The 16,792-nt window shown below is 42.0% G+C and carries 12 protein-coding genes and 2 tRNA genes; 13 read left to right on the forward strand and 1 reads right to left on the reverse strand.

Going from position 1 to position 16,792, the window contains the following annotated elements; all coding sequences use genetic code 11:
* The first annotated feature begins 1 nt into the window (after position 1).
* On the forward strand, positions 2-1,363 hold the full coding sequence (radA, locus tag FLJC2902T_RS05385) for a DNA repair protein RadA (protein ID WP_023578761.1): 1,362 nt from the start codon (positions 2-4) through the stop codon (positions 1,361-1,363).
* 40 nt (positions 1,364-1,403) lie between these two features.
* On the forward strand, positions 1,404-1,868 hold the full coding sequence (locus FLJC2902T_RS05390; protein WP_023578762.1) for a gliding motility lipoprotein GldH family protein: 465 nt from the start codon (positions 1,404-1,406) through the stop codon (positions 1,866-1,868).
* A 68-nt stretch (positions 1,869-1,936) separates the two neighbouring features.
* Here FLJC2902T_RS05390 and serS read toward each other — a convergent pair whose 3' ends face one another.
* Entirely contained in the window at positions 1,937-3,208 is a 1,272-nt protein-coding gene (gene serS, locus FLJC2902T_RS05395; RefSeq protein ID WP_023578763.1) for a serine--tRNA ligase, read from the reverse strand.
* Positions 3,209-3,371: 163 nt separating this feature from the next.
* Here serS and FLJC2902T_RS05400 point away from each other — a divergent pair, with 163 nt between their 5' ends.
* The 11 genes from FLJC2902T_RS05400 (at position 3,372) to FLJC2902T_RS05455 (ending at position 16,782) form a co-directional block, all read left to right on the forward strand.
* Positions 3,372-5,282: a M1 family aminopeptidase gene (locus tag FLJC2902T_RS05400; RefSeq protein WP_023578764.1), complete on the forward strand. Its 1,911-nt coding sequence runs from the start codon at positions 3,372-3,374 to the stop codon at positions 5,280-5,282.
* Positions 5,283-5,403: 121 nt separating this feature from the next.
* On the forward strand, positions 5,404-7,326 hold the full coding sequence (locus FLJC2902T_RS05405) for a M1 family aminopeptidase (RefSeq protein WP_023578765.1): 1,923 nt from the start codon (positions 5,404-5,406) through the stop codon (positions 7,324-7,326).
* 76 nt (positions 7,327-7,402) lie between these two features.
* Positions 7,403-8,995, forward strand: coding sequence for a site-2 protease family protein (locus FLJC2902T_RS15740; protein ID WP_023578766.1), 1,593 nt, complete (start codon positions 7,403-7,405; stop codon positions 8,993-8,995).
* Positions 8,996-9,067: 72 nt separating this feature from the next.
* Positions 9,068-9,141, forward strand: a tRNA-Asn gene (locus FLJC2902T_RS05415).
* 70 nt (positions 9,142-9,211) lie between these two features.
* Positions 9,212-9,285: transfer RNA gene (locus tag FLJC2902T_RS05420), tRNA-Asn, on the forward strand.
* A gap of 61 nt (positions 9,286-9,346) precedes the next feature.
* A complete protein-coding gene (locus tag FLJC2902T_RS05425) occupies positions 9,347-9,631 on the forward strand; it encodes a GIY-YIG nuclease family protein (RefSeq protein ID WP_023578767.1) in 285 nt (94 codons plus the stop codon).
* A 346-nt stretch (positions 9,632-9,977) separates the two neighbouring features.
* Positions 9,978-13,376, forward strand: a complete 3,399-nt coding sequence (locus FLJC2902T_RS05430) for a T9SS type A sorting domain-containing protein (protein WP_023578768.1) — start codon at positions 9,978-9,980, stop codon at positions 13,374-13,376.
* 273 nt (positions 13,377-13,649) lie between these two features.
* The gene (locus tag FLJC2902T_RS05435) at positions 13,650-13,847 is read left to right on the forward strand and encodes a hypothetical protein (RefSeq protein ID WP_023578769.1); all 198 of its coding nucleotides are present in this window, start codon (positions 13,650-13,652) and stop codon (positions 13,845-13,847) included.
* On the forward strand, positions 13,847-14,143 hold the full coding sequence (gene trxA / locus FLJC2902T_RS05440) for a thioredoxin (protein WP_035677364.1): 297 nt from the start codon (positions 13,847-13,849) through the stop codon (positions 14,141-14,143). The genes FLJC2902T_RS05435 and trxA overlap by 1 nt, the downstream gene beginning before the upstream one ends.
* A 112-nt stretch (positions 14,144-14,255) precedes the next feature.
* Positions 14,256-14,468: a YgaP family membrane protein gene (locus FLJC2902T_RS05445; RefSeq protein WP_023578771.1), complete on the forward strand. Its 213-nt coding sequence runs from the start codon at positions 14,256-14,258 to the stop codon at positions 14,466-14,468.
* Positions 14,469-15,117: 649 nt separating this feature from the next.
* On the forward strand, positions 15,118-16,782 hold the full coding sequence (locus FLJC2902T_RS05455) for a hypothetical protein (RefSeq protein WP_035677371.1): 1,665 nt from the start codon (positions 15,118-15,120) through the stop codon (positions 16,780-16,782).
* Positions 16,783-16,792 lie beyond the last annotated feature (10 nt).

Below are 16,792 nucleotides of genomic sequence, written 5' to 3' on the forward strand. Positions count from 1 at the left end.
AATGTCGAAAATAAAAACCGCTTTTTTCTGCCAGAGTTGCGGTACGCAGTTTGCCAAATGGCAAGGCCAGTGTACCGCCTGCAAAGAATGGAATACCATTGTAGAAGAAGTCATTCATAAAGAAGAAAAAGTAGCCTGGAAGACTGAATCTTCATCGGTTAAAAAGGCAGCCAAACCTTTAAAAATAAACGAAATTGATTCTGCGGAAGAAATCCGCATGGACACCACAGACGGCGAGTTGAACCGGGTTTTGGGCGGCGGATTGGTCCCGGGCTCCTTAACGCTTTTGGGTGGCGAACCGGGTATCGGAAAAAGTACGCTCCTGCTACAAATTTCACTGAAACTGCCTTACAAAACGCTTTATGTGTCGGGAGAGGAAAGTCAGAAACAGATAAAAATGCGCGCCGAACGGATTACTCCCAACGGCGACAACTGTTATATCCTGACCGAAACCAAAACCCAGAACATTTTCCGTCAGATTGAGGAAATCGATCCGGAAATTGTGATTATCGATTCGATCCAAACCTTGTACACCGATTATATCGAATCATCGCCGGGGAGTATCTCCCAAATCAGGGAAACCACGGCCGAACTGATCAAATTTGCCAAGGAAACCAACGTTCCCGTTATTCTGATCGGACACATTACCAAAGACGGAAACATTGCCGGGCCTAAAATTCTGGAACACATGGTCGATACCGTCTTGCAGTTTGAAGGCGACCGGAATCACGTGTACCGTATTTTGCGTTCACTCAAAAACCGATTTGGCTCTACGGCCGAATTGGGTATTTACGAAATGCTGGGTTCCGGATTACGTGAAGTTGCCAATCCGTCTGAAATTCTGATTTCTCATAAAGACGAAGAACTTTCGGGCACCGCCATCGCCTCTACTCTGGAAGGCATGCGCCCTTTGATGATAGAAATACAGGCTTTGGTTTCCACGGCTGTGTATGGAACGCCACAACGCAGCACCACGGGTTACAACGCCAAACGACTGAATATGATTTTGGCCGTATTGGAAAAACGCGCCGGATTTCACTTGGGTTCGAAAGACGTATTCCTGAACGTCACCGGTGGGATTTCCGTAGACGATCCTGCAATTGATTTAGCAGTAATGGCCGCGATACTATCGTCTAACGAGGATATTCCGGTAGGAAAGAATTTTTGTTTTGCAGGCGAAGTGGGACTTTCAGGAGAAATCCGTCCCGTGAACCGCGTGGAACAACGCATACAGGAAGCTGAAAAATTAGGATTTTCGACCATTTTCGTATCCAAATACAACAAAATCGCACTCAAAAACACGCTGATTGAGATTAAATTGGTGGCAAAAATTGAGGATGTGGTTGCGGAGTTGTTTGGGTAATCCGAAATACTGAAAAACAATTACTTAAATAACACTAAGTATGACTATAAAAACATTATTCCTGATCAGCCTCACAGCACTTTTGGTTTCCTGCAACAAAGCGGACATTTACAGTAAATTGGATAAAGATTTTTCCGATAACCGATGGGGCCAGACCGATGCAAAAACCTACAACTTCACAATTACCGATGACACGAAATCATACGATCTGATTTTCAGATTCAGTCACGTGTACGACTATCAGTTTGCATCTGTTCCGTTGGATTTCACAATTACGGATCCGTCCGGAAAAAAAGAAAATTTTACCGTTGACTTGAAAATAAAGGACAGTTCCGGGAAAGAATTAGGCGATTGTCTTGGGGACATTTGCGATTTGCAGTTCAAAATCAAAGAAAAAACAAGACTCATAAAAGGAAATTACAAACTGACCGTTTCCAATACTTTTCCGGGCCCTTATTTACCAAATGTTTTGGGTGTCGGGTTGGATGTTGCCACAGTTGAGTAAAAATAAAACCCACTATAAAAACAAAAGCAGGCCTCTCAGCCTGCTTTTGCATTATAACACAAATCGTATTAATCAATAATATCGAATCCGGTGTACTTACGCAACACTTCGGGAATCACGATTCCTTCCGGTGTCTGGTAATTTTCCAAGATTCCCGCCAATACACGCGGTAAGGCCAATGAACTTCCGTTTAGGGTATGTGCCAACTGGGTTTTTCCGTCTTTTCCTTTAAAACGCAGTTTCAAGCGATTGGCCTGAAAGGTTTCAAAGTTCGATACTGATGAAATTTCCAACCAACGGTCCTGCGCTGTGGAGAACACCTCAAAATCGTACGTTAAGGCGGATGCGAAGCCCATATCACCACCACAAAGACGTAAAATTCGGTACGGCAATTTCAGTTCCTGTAATAATACTTTCACGTGTTCCACCATGCCGTCTAAAGCCTCGTGTGATTTATCCGGATGTTCGATGCGAACGATTTCCACTTTATCAAACTGATGCAAACGGTTCAGTCCGCGAACGTGCGCGCCCCAAGAACCCGCTTCTCTTCTGAAACAAGGCGTATATGCTGTTGCCAGAACCGGCAATTCGTTTTCCTGTAAAATCACATCCCTGAAAATATTTGTCACCGGCACCTCAGCGGTTGGAATCAGGTACAAATCGTCTTTGGCATCATGATACATTTGTCCTTCTTTGTCAGGCAATTGTCCCGTTCCGTATCCTGAAGCTTCATTTACCAAATGAGGCACCTGATACTCGCGGTAACCGGCATCGGTATTTTTATCTAAGAAATAAGAAATTAAAGCGCGTTGCAACTTTGCTCCTTTTCCTTTGTATACCGGAAATCCGGGTGCGGTTATTTTCGTACCCAATTCGAAATCAACGATATCATATTTTTTAATCAGATCCCAATGCGGTAAAGCACCTTCATGTAAAACCGGGATATCGCCTTCCTGAAAAATATTCAGGTTGTCGTCCGGTGTTTTCCCTTCCGGAACGATATCCGCAGGTGTATTGGGCAATTTGTATAACTCCTGTGTCAGTTCTTCTGAAACCGTGTTCAATGCCTCGGTAAGTTCTTTCCCTTTTTCACGCAGTTGTGTCGATTTTTCCTTTAAAATCTCCGCTTTGGCTTTTTCGCCACTTTTCATCATCGAACCAATGTCTTTGGATAGTTTATTCGATTCTGCCAAAATGTTATCCAATTCCACTTGGGTTGCACGACGTTTTTCGTCCAATGCCACCACTGTCGCCACCATTTCTTTAGCATCTAAATTTCTTTTTGCCAAAGCCTGGATTACTTGTTCCTGGTTTTCCCTGATAAAAGCTATCTGTAACATACGTTTTGATTTTTAAAGAGAGCAAATTTAAGGAATTGTTTGATTAATTGAACAGCAAACCGCGAAAGTTGAACAGAATGCGTTTCAACCCTCTGTCAATATCCGGAAAACCACACTCAGGAATTAAATTATTTCCTAAATTTGATAAATTTCCGATTATCCGATGAAAAAAATCACCCTGTTCATAGCGCTCCTGATATCCGTACTTGGTTTTTCACAAGAAAACGAAAATAACCACCCTGCTTTGGTTCACGCTGAAATGAAAGCGGCTTCGGGAAAAATGAATTTCAGAAAAAACCCCAACACCCAAAACTACGACATCACTTATCACAAACTGGAATTTACGGTTGATCCGGCCGTATATTTCGTTGAAGGAAGAGTCACCACAACTTTTACGGCGCTATCGGACATGCAAACCGTAACCTTTGATTTAACCAATCGATTAACAGTAAGTAGTGTAATGCTGGGATTGACAAACCTCTCCTTTACACAAAACACAAATCACGAATTGATCATAACTCTCCCGACTACCGTAACAACGGGAAATTCGGAGACTGTTGCAATTACATATTCCGGAGCACCGTCAACTGAAGAGCAGGCCTTCACAACGCACACGCACAACGGCATACCCGCATTATTCACGCTATCCGAACCTTACGGAGCCAAAGACTGGTGGCCTTGCAAACAGGATCTGAATGACAAAGTGAACAATATTGACGTGTACATAACGGCGCCTTCGCAATATACAAGTGTTTCAAACGGTATGGAGCAATCGCAAACCATAAACGGCACGAACAAAACCACCCATTTTCACCATGGCTATCCCATTCCGGCTTATCTTATTGCCATAGCGGTGACAAATTACCAGATATACAACCAACAGGGAGGCTTAGGAACAGCGGCAAGTCCCTTTTTCCCAATCGTCAATTACATTTATCCCGAATCGGCTGCATCCACACAGAGCAGTTTGTCCGTTACCCCGGGAATCATGAATACCTTCGAATCTCTTTTCATACCTTACCCGTTCCGGAATGAAAAATACGGACACGCACAATTTGGATGGGGCGGTGGTATGGAACACACAACCGTTTCCTTTATGGGCGGATGGAACAGGGATTTGATTTCGCATGAAATGGCACACCACTGGTTTGGAAACAAGGTTACCTGCGGCAGTTGGAAAGACATCTGGCTGAACGAAGGTATTACCGAATATTTATCGGGACTGATCATTGAAAACATGGACGGTCCAGCCAGTTTCTTAACCTGGAAGACCAATAAAACCAGTCATATCACATCTCAACCCGGCGGGAATTTATATCTGACCGAAGAGCAACTAAACAATGTCAACCGGATTTTTGATTACAGACTCACATACAATAAAGGTTCTATGGTAACCAATATGATACGGTTTAAAATGGGTGATGCTAATTTCTTCCAGGCCATGCGCAATTACCTGAACGACCCGGTTTTAGCTTACGGGTACGCAACAACACCTCAATTAAAAACCCATCTGGAGGCAGTTTCAAACATGGATTTTACAGACTTTTTTAACGATTGGATCTACAAAGAAGGCTATCCGATTTACGCAGTCACAGCCGAAAACTGGGGTGCCGGTCTGGCAAAAATAATCATCAGTCAGACCACTTCGCATCCTTCTGTTCCGTTTTTTGAAATGCCGGTTCCCGTAAGATTATTCGGCGAAGAAGGACAGACACAGGATCTCATTCTGGACAACACGACAAACGCCCAGGAATTCATTATCAACGTACCATTCAGAGTTATCCGGATACAGTTCGATCCCGAAAAGAATATCATTTCCAGAAACAGTACCGCAGAAGTAAAACCGGACAATATTGGCTTTTCAATTTATCCGAACCCTTGCAAAGACTTAATAACCATAAAACTTCCTGTAAACACAGAATTGGAAAAAGTGGAAATATTCAATATTCTGGGACAGCTGATTCAAACGGAACATGATCCGAAGATAAACACCACTAATCTTTCAAACGGTATCTATTCGATATTCGTAAGTACCTCTGCCGGAGTATTTAAGAATAGAATAATCAAAGAATAAACCTCAAATTAAGGCGAATTCGCTTTCGGGTCAGAATCAACTTTTTGCTTTTTTGTAAAAATCACAAATACATCGATTAGTGTTAAATTAATTTCTATATTTGGCAAAAATTTTTAGAAATATGAAAAAGTTTGCCCTACTTTTTGCATTACTCGTAACCTACACCGGTTTTTCACAAACCCATGACGAAGAATACCATCGCATGATTGAAGCGGAAATGAAATCGGCCTCAAAAACGATGAATTTCAGAATCAATCCAAATACCCAGAATTACGACATAACCTATCATAAGCTGGAATTCACCGTAGACCCGGCAGTATACTTCATTTCAGGAGTTGTCACTACTACATTTACGGCTATATCAAACATGTCGACCGTGACTTTTGACTTAACCAACCAGCTGACGGTGAGCAGCGTAAAACAAGGTATTACAAACCTAACTTTTGTACAAAACGCGAATAACGAACTGGTTATAACGCTTCCTGCCACAGTAACAGCAGGAAATTCAGCTACCGTTACAATTACTTATTCCGGAGCGCCTGCAACAGGTGAACAGGCATTTACAACAAGTACACACAACGGAACACCTGTCCTGTGGACTTTGTCAGAACCTTTCGGTGCCAGAGACTGGTGGCCCTGCAAACAGGACTTAAACGATAAAGTCGCAAATATGGACGTGTACATCACAGCCCCATCCGCATACACCAGCGTTTCAAACGGTCTGGAGCAATCTCAAACCATCAACGGAGCGAACAAAACCACGCATTTTCATCACGACTATCCTATTCCGGCCTATTTGGTAGCAATAGCCGCAACCAACTATCAAGTATACAACCAACAGGGAGGGTTAGGCACAACAGCAAGCCCTTACTTCCCAATCGTAAATTATATTTACCCTGAAACCGCATCATCGACACAGACAAGTTTGGCAATCACTCCGGCTATCATCAATTTATTCGAGTCACTGGTAGGCCCCTATCCGTTTAGAAATGAAAAATACGGACATGCCCAATTTGGCTGGGGTGGCGGAATGGAACACACCACAGTATCTTTTATGGGTGGATGGAACAGAGGCCTGATTGCCCATGAAATGGCTCATCAATGGTTTGGCGATAAGGTAACCTGCGGTACCTGGAAAGATATTTGGTTGAACGAAGGGATTACCGAATACATGTCGGGATTGGTCGTGGAAAATTTGGACGGTGCATCTAATTTTGTCTCATGGAAAACCAACAAAATAAACAACATCACCTCTCAACCGAATGGCAACTTATATTTATCGGATACTCAGTCAGAGGATGTTAACCGAATTTTCAGCTCAAGAATCTCTTATGATAAAGGTTCGATGGTCACCCATATGCTGCGCAATAAAATCGGGGACACCAACTTTTTTCAGGGTCTTCGCAACTATTTAAACGATCCGGCTCTGGCATACGGTTATGCAACAACCCCGCAATTCAAAGCTCATATGGAAACAGTTTCGGGCATAAATCTGACCGAATTCTTTAACGACTGGATTTACATGCAGGGGTATCCGACTTATACGGTAAACGCACAAAATTTAGGTGGCAATCAGTTGCGAATCACTCTTAACCAGACCAGTTCGCACATTTCGGTACCTTTTTTTGAGGCACCGGTGCCGATACGTCTTACAGGTGCAGGAGGACAAACCTATGATGCAATTTTAAACAACACCAGTAATGGTCAACAATTTCTCGTTACCGCACCGTTCACACCAACCGGAATACTTTTTGACCCTAATAAACATATTATCTCCAAAAACAGCACAGCCACACTCGGAAATAGCTCATTCGAATTGGATCAGATTATCAGTTTGTATCCTAACCCTTCAAACGACAGAATCGCCATTCAACTGCCTGCAACAATTCAACTTGAAAAAGCTGAAATTTACAATTCTCTCGGACAATTGACAGCAACAGAAACTAATGCCGAATTCAGCGTAAGCGCGCTGTCCGACGGTGTTCACATCGTTAAAATTACAACCTCTGAAGGAGTAATTCATAAAAATTTTATAAAAAAATAGGCAAACCCAAATAACATGATAAAAAGTAAGGTGAAAACCTTACTTTTGTCGTTTATAATAAAACACATAGCTAAAAATGATACAAGTAGGGCAAATCCTTTTCATATTATCGGTATTGGTAATTCTACACGAATTCGGTCACTATATCACCGCCAGAATGTTCAAAGTAAGAGTGGAAAAATTCTATCTTTTCATGGATGCCGGTTTTTCATTACTGAAGAAAAAAATAGGCGATACCGAATGGGGAATCGGATGGCTTCCCATCGGAGGCTATGTGAAACTGGCCGGAATGGTAGATGAAAGCATGGACATGGAACAGATGAAACAGGAACCACAACCTTGGGAATTCCGTTCTAAACCAGCCTGGCAACGTCTGATTATCATGTTGGGCGGCATTATCGTCAATATTCTTTTAGCCTGGTTTCTGTATACTGTAGTCTATACAACATACGGACAAAAATACGTTTCCACAGAAAAAATCCAGAAGAACGGATTGTCTTTTGGAGAAACCGGATTGCATGCGGGTTTCCAAAACGGTGATAGGATTCTTTCTGTTGACGGGGTACATCAGGCGCGCTTTAACCGATTGGTCTTAGACGCGTTATTGGGTGACAATATCGAAATTGAAAGAAACGGAGAAAAGAAAACCATCGTTTTAACTGATGAGCACAAGGCGGAAATTCTATCGAAAGAAGGGCGTGGATTTGTGGGCGCAAGAAATCAATTATCTCAGGTTATCATCGACAGTGTTACTCCGGTTAAAAACAAGCCTTCTGTATTTATGGCAGGAGATCAGATAAAAGCCTTTGGAAACAAGTCGTTTTTTTATTTCGACCAGCTGACGGATGAATTGAAAAAACACAAGAACCAAACCGTTCAGTTGACTGTTTTAAGAAACGAAACTCCAGTAACACTTGCCCTTCCTGTGGATAAGGACGGAAATGTCGGATTTGGGGAAACCGTATTCTTCGGTCCGTCACTTGAAATGACTGACTCTTTTGTAAATGAAGTGGTTTCGGGTTCAGAAGCGGAGAAAGCAAAGGTTCAAAAAAACGACATCATCACTGGTTTTGACAATAAGGAATTCAAACAATTTTCCGAATTCAAATCGGAACTGAAAAAATCGGCAGACAAAGACATAACACTGAACATCATCAGGGATTCCAAAAAAATGGCATTACCGGCTCACGTGGGCAGTGATGGCAAACTTGGATTCGGATTGGCCTCCAAAAACCAGCCAAGCTATGAAATCGTAAACAAACTAAGCCTTGGTGAAGCTTTCCCCGAAGCGGTGAAAGAATCCTGGCAGTTACTGATTTATAACGTAAAACAGTTCAAGTTGATTTTACGCCCTAAAACCGAAGCTTACAAACACGTAAAAAGTCCTGTGGGTATTGCCCGTGCCCTTCCGGACACCTGGAACTGGGAATTTATCTGGAACTTCACGGCTTTATTTTCGATCGGATTGGCCTTCATGAATCTGTTACCGATTCCGGGATTGGACGGTGGTCATGCCCTGTTTACCATTGCCGAAATGATAACCGGCAAAACTTTAAGCGAAAAAGCGATGGGTCATGTACAGACTGCAGGAATGATTATCTTACTGACACTAATGGCATTAACCTTCGGTAACGACATTTACCAATTGGTGGTCGATAAACTTTTATAAAATTTTTTAATTTTTTATTTGCGAGTATAAAATTTCAGCTTATATTTGCACCGCATTAAAGGTAACACACCTTCCTCCTTAGCTCAGTTGGTTAGAGCATCTGACTGTTAATCAGAGGGTCCTTGGTTCGAGCCCAAGAGGGGGAGCAAAAAAAGCCATTCGCAAGAGTGGCTTTTTATATCTTTTAAAAAAGTTCTATACATAAAAATTACAGTTTCCTCCTTAGCTCAGTTGGTTAGAGCATCTGACTGTTAATCAGAGGGTCCTTGGTTCGAGCCCAAGAGGGGGAGCAAAAAAAGCCTGACAGCAATGTCGGGCTTTTTTGTTTTATATTAGTAAAAAATACAAGCCATGCACTACGTTTATATTCTTCTTTCACCACAAAAAGACACTTTTTATATTGGAGAGACTTCTGATCTCGAAATTCGACTTCAATGGCATTTGTCAAAAGAATTCAAGAACTCCCATACCAAAATAGCAGATGACTGGATACTATTCTACAAAATAAACTGCAAAGACATCAACCAAGCAAGAAAAATCGAAAAACACATCAAAGCCATGAAAAGCAAAAAGTTCATTCAAAATCTAAATACCTTTCCTGAAATAACCCAGAAACTTCTGGAAAAATACACCTAATCAGAGGGTCCTTGTCCCGATAGCTATCGGGACGAGCCCAAGAGGGGGAGCTTTTAAAAGCCTGACAGCAATGTCGGGCTTTTTTTTATTCTCTACTTTCTAAAGAATTGTCCAATGATTCTGGATCAAGTCCAAAACCTGTGGAGCGATGAAAATTAAGCATAAATATTCGTTAGACTAAAAAGGAAGAATTTTATACTCTGTCATGAATAATCGACAATCTGCAAAATTCCCGGCTTAAAACACAGCTAAACCACAAACCCCTCATTTAGTTGTATTTATGCCCTTTTTTAACACTTAACCGATTTCAATTTTTCATACCTTTATACACATTAAATTACTGGATATGAGAAACTTATACTTATTTATCTGGTTATTGGCAACAGGAGTAACAGATAGAACGTACGGACAAACCGCCCCGCAGCTACAATGGGCCTTAAGCGCAGCAGACCAATTCCCAAATGCAGGTGAAGTCACCGGTAAGACTATTGTAACAGATGTTGCAGGAAACCGTTACATCGCAGGAAGGTTTCAGATGACCACAGATTTTGATCCTTCACCTAACACTTTTAACCTAACGGCCACTTATAAGGATTTGTATTATGACAACGATTCCGGCGATATTTACTTTGCCAAATACGATCCCAACGGAAATTTGCTGTGGGTAAAAACCATTGGCGGACCCGACACTTTTTACGGCGGAGACAGTCCGCTAACAATCAGTTTAGACAACAACGGAAACATCATCCTTTCTGGCTATATGGGCAGCCTTTTCGATTTCGACCCTTCGGAAGCCGTTGTAAACCTAGACACCACTATCCAAAATGCTATGTTTTTGGCAAAATACGATTCCGAAGGAAATTACCTGTGGGCTTTCGCCATTCCCGGAAACAGACACAACTACCCTATCGCACTCTCCTTAGACAGCACCGGAAATATGTATTTAGCAGGTTTTGTACTTCAGCCAGCCGATTTTGACCCATCAGAAGCCACGGAAACATTCCCGTCAGGAAGTTCAGGAACAAGCAGTGCTTACTTTGTGGCAAAATACAATCCGGAGGGAGATTTTTTATGGGTGAAAGCCTTAAGCGGAACATCAACCCAGAACTTAATAAATATGACTGTCAATGCTTCCGGACAAATTATCCTGATCGGTGACTTCTTCGGTACGGTCGATTTCGATCCTTCTCCAGCCACTGCAAATTTAACCGCACTCAGCACAGACAATTTTGACGGTTATATCGCCAAATACGACACCAACGGAAATTACCTCTGGGCCAAAAGCATGGGAGGAACCGACGCCAGTGTCAGCACCAGCGCTGTAGCTGTAGGTCTCAACGGACAAATTCACGCCATTGGTTTCTTTTCAGGCACCGTCAACTTCAATCCGTCGGGCGCGAGAGACACAATCGCTGCCATCAGCGTGGTGAATTTCTTTATCACCAAGTACGACACTAATGGAAACTACCTATGGACTAAAGCCATCAACGGAGCGGATGAACTTTACAAATTCGATTTCCAAAACATCAGCATCAACCCTGGCGGACAAATTTATATCGCAGGAAATTTCCAGGAGACCGTGGATTTCGATCCCTCAACAACTACAGCTAACCTAACCGCTCTCGGCAGTAGGGATTTCTTTATAGCCAAATACAATCCAAACGGAGATTACCTGTGGGCCAAAAGCATCGGCGGAACAGACAACGAATACCTTTCTGCCATAAAATTGGACGTTGGAGGAAATATAAATATTACCGGTAATTTCGGCAACATTGCTGATTTCGACCCTTCTCCGGCATCACAAAACCTGACATCCGTTGGTAATATGGATGTGTTTATCGCAAAATACAATTCTGAAGGCACATTCCTTAATGCCGGAATAATTGGCGGATACCCAACCGGCAATTCCTCTGAGAACGAAAACAAAGTGACTTTAGACAGCACCGGCGCAATCTATGCCGCTGGAACTTTTTCTCAAAAAATCGATTTCGATCCCTCTCCTCAAATTGCTACCCTAACATCCGAGAATGACGGTAATGATATTTTCATTGCCAAATACACCCCGACAGGAAGTTATCTCTGGGTCAAATCAATCAAGGGAATCAATAGTGAGACCATGTCGTTGTCATCCACAACCACCGATGCGAACGGCAACCTGTACATCGCGGGATATTTCTTCGGAACAGTTGACTTTGATCCTTCAAACAATACGGCACCATTAACATCTGTCGGTTTTGGCGACCTTTTTATTGCAAAATACGACAGTAACGGAAATTACCTATGGGCAAAAACAATCGGAAAAACCAGCAACTATATCGATTCAAATACTATAAAGTCAATTGCTACGGACAGTAATGGTAACCTCTACATCTCGGGTCATTTTTACAACAGTTTGGACTTCGATCCATCTGCTGCGAGCGCTGTCCTGACAGCAGTTCAGTTTCAGGACATTTTCTTTGCAAAATACAACACCTCGGGAAATTACATTTGGGCTAAAGCCATAGGAGGCAATTGGTATGACAAATCAAACGCGTTGCATGCAACTTCATCAGGAAACATCTTTATCGCAGGCTCGTTCAGTGACACCGTAGATTTTGACCCGTCGCCCGCCGTAACCAATCTGATGGCAGGAGGACAGAATGCCATGTACTTCGCCGCATACGACACCAATGGTAATTTTATCTGGGTGAAGGGTTTTACAGGTTTGGACTATGGTGAATTCGAATCAATAGCCGTAAATCAAAGCGGTCAATTGTACCTGAGCGGAAAATTTGTGGGAAGTGTCGATTTTGATCCTTCTGAAAATGTTGCCATCCAGACCTCCATAGGCAGCATAAACAGTTTTATTGCAAAATACAACAGCAATGGCAGCTACCTTTGGGCAAAGCCAATTTCAGGCAGTTCTATGCCCAACGTTAACACGATTGCCCTTGACAGTGAAGCCAACCCGATTATTGCCGGAGATTTTGGCGTACAATACCAAAGTCCGGGCACCACTATCACTTTTGATCCGGTGATACCCGGAACTACCTTCACAACCCTAGGCGGAAGAGATCTGTTTTTAGCAAAATACGACATCAACGGCAATTATCTCTGGGCCAAAACAGCCGGAGGTCTCCTGGATGAAACCGTCAGTTCGATGGCAATGAACAGCAATGGCGAAATGATTGTAACAGGCTCCTTCATGCTTACATCCGATTTCGACCCATCGGAAACCACCTTTAACTTAACTTCCATCAATGGATCCGATATGTTTTTGGCCAAATATAAAGAGTGCAGACCCATTCCCGTTACCGTAACACGTATCGGAAATGCCCTTATAGCAACCACTTCGGCAGATTCCTACCAATGGGTAGACTGCAACAATCATAACACTCCCATCACCGGAGCCACCAATGCTCTGTTTACACCTTCTGTCAGCGGCAATTATGCGGTCGTTATCACGGCTGGAGGCTGCCGAAGCACTTCCGGCTGTCAGACGTATCTTAGTGTCAATTCCGCTTTGGCTCAATCGGTACTACTGTATCCGAATCCCAGTTCCGGTATTTTTAAGGTAACACTGCCCTATGCCTACGAAAAAACCACAGTCCGGGTATCCGACCTTACAGGAAAAACCATAAAGGAGTGGAACTTTGAAACGCAACAGGAATTCGAAATCTCACTCGAAGCCGCTGCGAACGGAATCTATTTCGTTCAACTTCGGTGCGATGATGAAACCGCCGTTTTTAAGGTGATCAAAAATTAAGCGAAATCCGTTCCTAACAAAATTCTCTTTAATCCCCTCTCTCTCCAAAGGGCGGGGTGACTTACAACAATCCTCAGTCATCCGCAAATTTTAGAAAAACAACTATCCCTCATCCGTTCTCTCTTATCTCTTATCCCTCTTGCTTCTATTCTCTATTTTCTATTCTCTATTCTCTATTTTCTATTCTCTATTTTCTCCCTCCTCCAAAGTAACATCAGTTACAAACGAACGTTTCATAATTTCGTACTTTTACATCGTAATTAAAAATTGACAATGAATCTATTATTTAAAAACTGGCACTTCATGCGCTATTTCCGTTTGGCCTTGGCGTTGCTTTTAGGATATGAGGCCATCCGTACCCACGAATGGTTTTTCATGGCTTTTGCGGCCTTTTTTCTTGTGCAGGCCATCTTTAATTTCGGATGCGGGCCGCGAGGCTGTGCCGTTCCCCAAAAAAGAAACAAACAATAATGAGCAACTTTTCAGAAATAATCAACAAAGACCAACCCGTACTAGTGGATTTTTTCGCCACTTGGTGCGGACCCTGTCAGACCCTCTCCCCGATTCTCAAACAAGTGAAGGACGAATTGGGCGACAGCATATCGGTAATAAAAATAGACGTCGATAAGAATCAGGCCATCGCCGCACAGTTTCAAGTGCGTGGTGTACCTACAATGTTACTCTTCAAAAACGGAAAACAGGTTTGGCGGCAATCGGGTGTACTCTCAAAGAACGATTTGATCAGTGTAATCAGACAGTACAGTTAATCGTAAAGACTCAAATTAGCTTATCTGACTTATACAGAACCTCAAAAAACTGAAGAATAACCAGAAAAATTTCACTAACTTTAACGTTGCACAACCAAATAAAAAAACAATTATGAAAGCAAACATGGGAAAACGCGACAAATTCATCCGCATCGGAATCGCCCTCATTTTAGCAGTATTGGTAGCCACGGAAACCATCACCGGAACATTGGCTTTTGTAGCCTTGGGAATCGGAATTGTTTTTCTGTTAACCAGTTTTATAAGTTTCTGCCCGTTATACAGCTTATTAGGAATGAATACCACTCCAAAATCTACCGATGAATAAAAAAACACTGCTATTATGGCTGACCGGCGGTATCATTGGTGCTGTCGGAGGTTATTTGTATTTCCTGTACTTTGGTTGCGAAGGTTCCTGTGCGATCACCTCGAGCCCTGTAAACAGTACGCTCTACGGAACCGTTATGGGTGGGCTCGTGCTGTCTATCTTTGACACTAAGAAAAAAAAATAAACAGGCTTACGGTTATTCGTTACACTATGACGCTTGCTTTTGCCTACCGTCTAGATGCGACTATTTAAATAAAATTTTAGCCACGAATTCACAAATTAATTTTTACAAATTAGTGAATTCGTGGCTAAGTTCTTTTAAGTAAGAATATAAAATCAGTGCAAATCTTTCCAATCTGCATCAACTGCACACTATTTTTTAGAGATGTGTCCAGACGGTAGTTGCTTTAGCAAGTTTTTTTTATTCTCCACCTTCGGAGGGATAGCAAAACAATTTTTATCTGGCAATCTAATTTGTGTGACAAAAAAATAAACCGAAAATTTTGCAACAATGCGACACTCTCGAGACAACAACACAGCGCTAAAGGAAATGTCACTCACAAAAAATAACAAAAAACGAATTTATGCGATTTTATAAGTTTTATAAGTTTTGTTCCTTTGCTCATGAAAATAACACCATAACACACAAATGAAGACAAAAGTATTTAAGATAATGACCTTTCTTATGGTCATTGCAATGATCTCATGTTCTAAAGAGGATTCAACAGAACAAACTGCCCCAATTACTCAGGAAGGAGGAGCAATCAGCGGCTCACAAATTGTTACGGTCACCTTTGACAACATCACTCTGACACAGTTTGAATATCAGGGAACAATTGGAGGAATCCCTGTAAATTTAGTTCAGACCGGCGAACACACACTGGCTTTTTACCTGCCTAATGAAGTATTGACCGGCGCCCACGATTTAATTATTCCTGGTTTGTCAAACGCAACTGTTCATTACGACATTTCTCCTACCGTTTTAACCGGGACTGCCGATGAAAATGTTGTAGATCTATTTGCCAACCTGAATACTTTTGCTCAAACCCTAGGAAACGATCCACAAGCTGTTTCAGCTCAAAATGCAATAAACACATTAATCACGCACTACAACAATGCATCAGCCGCCGAAAAAGCATCTATCGCAACTTTATACAAAGCCAACAAACAGTTATTTGACCATCTAATCCTAACCGATTTTAGCGACATTACCGGCAGGAATACTGTAACAGAAACCAAGATACACATTAACAAACACGTGGCAGCAATTGCATTGGTAGGCGTGGCAGCTTTAGGCGTTGCAGCTTCACCGGTATTAGGTTGTGCAATTTTAGCAGTCGCAGGATATAAAGCTGTTAAAGCGAATACAGAAGCATTGGAGAATATCTACGATAAAACTTCCACAATAGTTTCCGGATGGTTCAGCAACAAAAATCATTCTTCAGCTAACAGAACTCCGGACATTATCTTAACCGATAATATAGCCAAAGAATTAACTTTCAATATTAAAGAACGAAAATTAATCGCTTCCGATGCTTCAAAAACAGAGCCATTAGCGGTACAATACTTCAACAGCATAAGTTTGTACAATCACATTGTAGCCGAAAACAACCCGGTAATCGCTCAAACCAACACTGAAGAACATACCGATTTCGACTCTTTGCCTCAAGAAGCTTTACCGGCTTCCAATCCTGATGTCGTAAGTCCTGTCGATGATTCTTTTATGGAAAACGTTCAATTTAGCGTAAACGATCCCAATGTGTCAATTGTCACCGCAGCATTAAGCTCAAACGGACAGTTAAATCTGAAATTGAAACTAAACGGAGCACCAACAACTCTCCCCGTTCGAACTAACTTACATATTTCGTATAATGATGGTTTTAGTTCCTTTAGTGGAAATATCCCTGTAACTGTAGAGGCATCATTAATAGGAACATGGACACTTGTTTCATTTGAAGACGGCGTTTCTTTGGGCACATACGTAGAGTTATTCACATCACCAAGTTGTCCTTCAGTGGCTACACAATCCTATACAGTCCTGAATGAAACACTTGTTATTGGCGAGGGCACTTATTCATTTGTTGAACAAGACAAATACAGGTTTTACAATCAATCCATTTTAACTTCTAATTGCAGCATTGAAACGGATGCCGCTGACACTTTTGAGACATACACCGATACAGGAAGTGGCACGTACGTTCTTGACGGAAATACTTTTACCGCAACATCATCAAATGATGAAGTAACAACACATACTATTCAGTTCATAACCTTGAACAAAGTCAAAGTTGGCGACAGGATCTATGTACGTTAAAAAATATTTT

Source organism: Flavobacterium limnosediminis JC2902, from assembly GCF_000498535.1.
Lineage (GTDB): Bacteria > Bacteroidota > Bacteroidia > Flavobacteriales > Flavobacteriaceae > Flavobacterium > Flavobacterium limnosediminis.

Bases quoted from the DNA above. Each gene is read 5' to 3' on its own strand.
- radA (WP_023578761.1), top strand. From the start codon at position 2: ATGTCGAAAATAAAAACCGCTTTTTTCTGCCAGAGTTGCGGTACGCAG.
- FLJC2902T_RS05390 (WP_023578762.1), top strand. From the start codon at position 1,404: ATGACTATAAAAACATTATTCCTGATCAGCCTCACAGCACTTTTGGTT.
- serS (WP_023578763.1), bottom strand. From the start codon at position 3,208: ATGTTACAGATAGCTTTTATCAGGGAAAACCAGGAACAAGTAATCCAG.
- FLJC2902T_RS05400 (WP_023578764.1), top strand. From the start codon at position 3,372: ATGAAAAAAATCACCCTGTTCATAGCGCTCCTGATATCCGTACTTGGT.
- FLJC2902T_RS05405 (WP_023578765.1), top strand. From the start codon at position 5,404: ATGAAAAAGTTTGCCCTACTTTTTGCATTACTCGTAACCTACACCGGT.
- FLJC2902T_RS15740 (WP_023578766.1), top strand. From the start codon at position 7,403: ATGATACAAGTAGGGCAAATCCTTTTCATATTATCGGTATTGGTAATT.
- FLJC2902T_RS05425 (WP_023578767.1), top strand. From the start codon at position 9,347: ATGCACTACGTTTATATTCTTCTTTCACCACAAAAAGACACTTTTTAT.
- FLJC2902T_RS05430 (WP_023578768.1), top strand. From the start codon at position 9,978: ATGAGAAACTTATACTTATTTATCTGGTTATTGGCAACAGGAGTAACA.
- FLJC2902T_RS05435 (WP_023578769.1), top strand. From the start codon at position 13,650: ATGAATCTATTATTTAAAAACTGGCACTTCATGCGCTATTTCCGTTTG.
- trxA (WP_035677364.1), top strand. From the start codon at position 13,847: ATGAGCAACTTTTCAGAAATAATCAACAAAGACCAACCCGTACTAGTG.
- FLJC2902T_RS05445 (WP_023578771.1), top strand. From the start codon at position 14,256: ATGAAAGCAAACATGGGAAAACGCGACAAATTCATCCGCATCGGAATC.
- FLJC2902T_RS05455 (WP_035677371.1), top strand. From the start codon at position 15,118: ATGAAGACAAAAGTATTTAAGATAATGACCTTTCTTATGGTCATTGCA.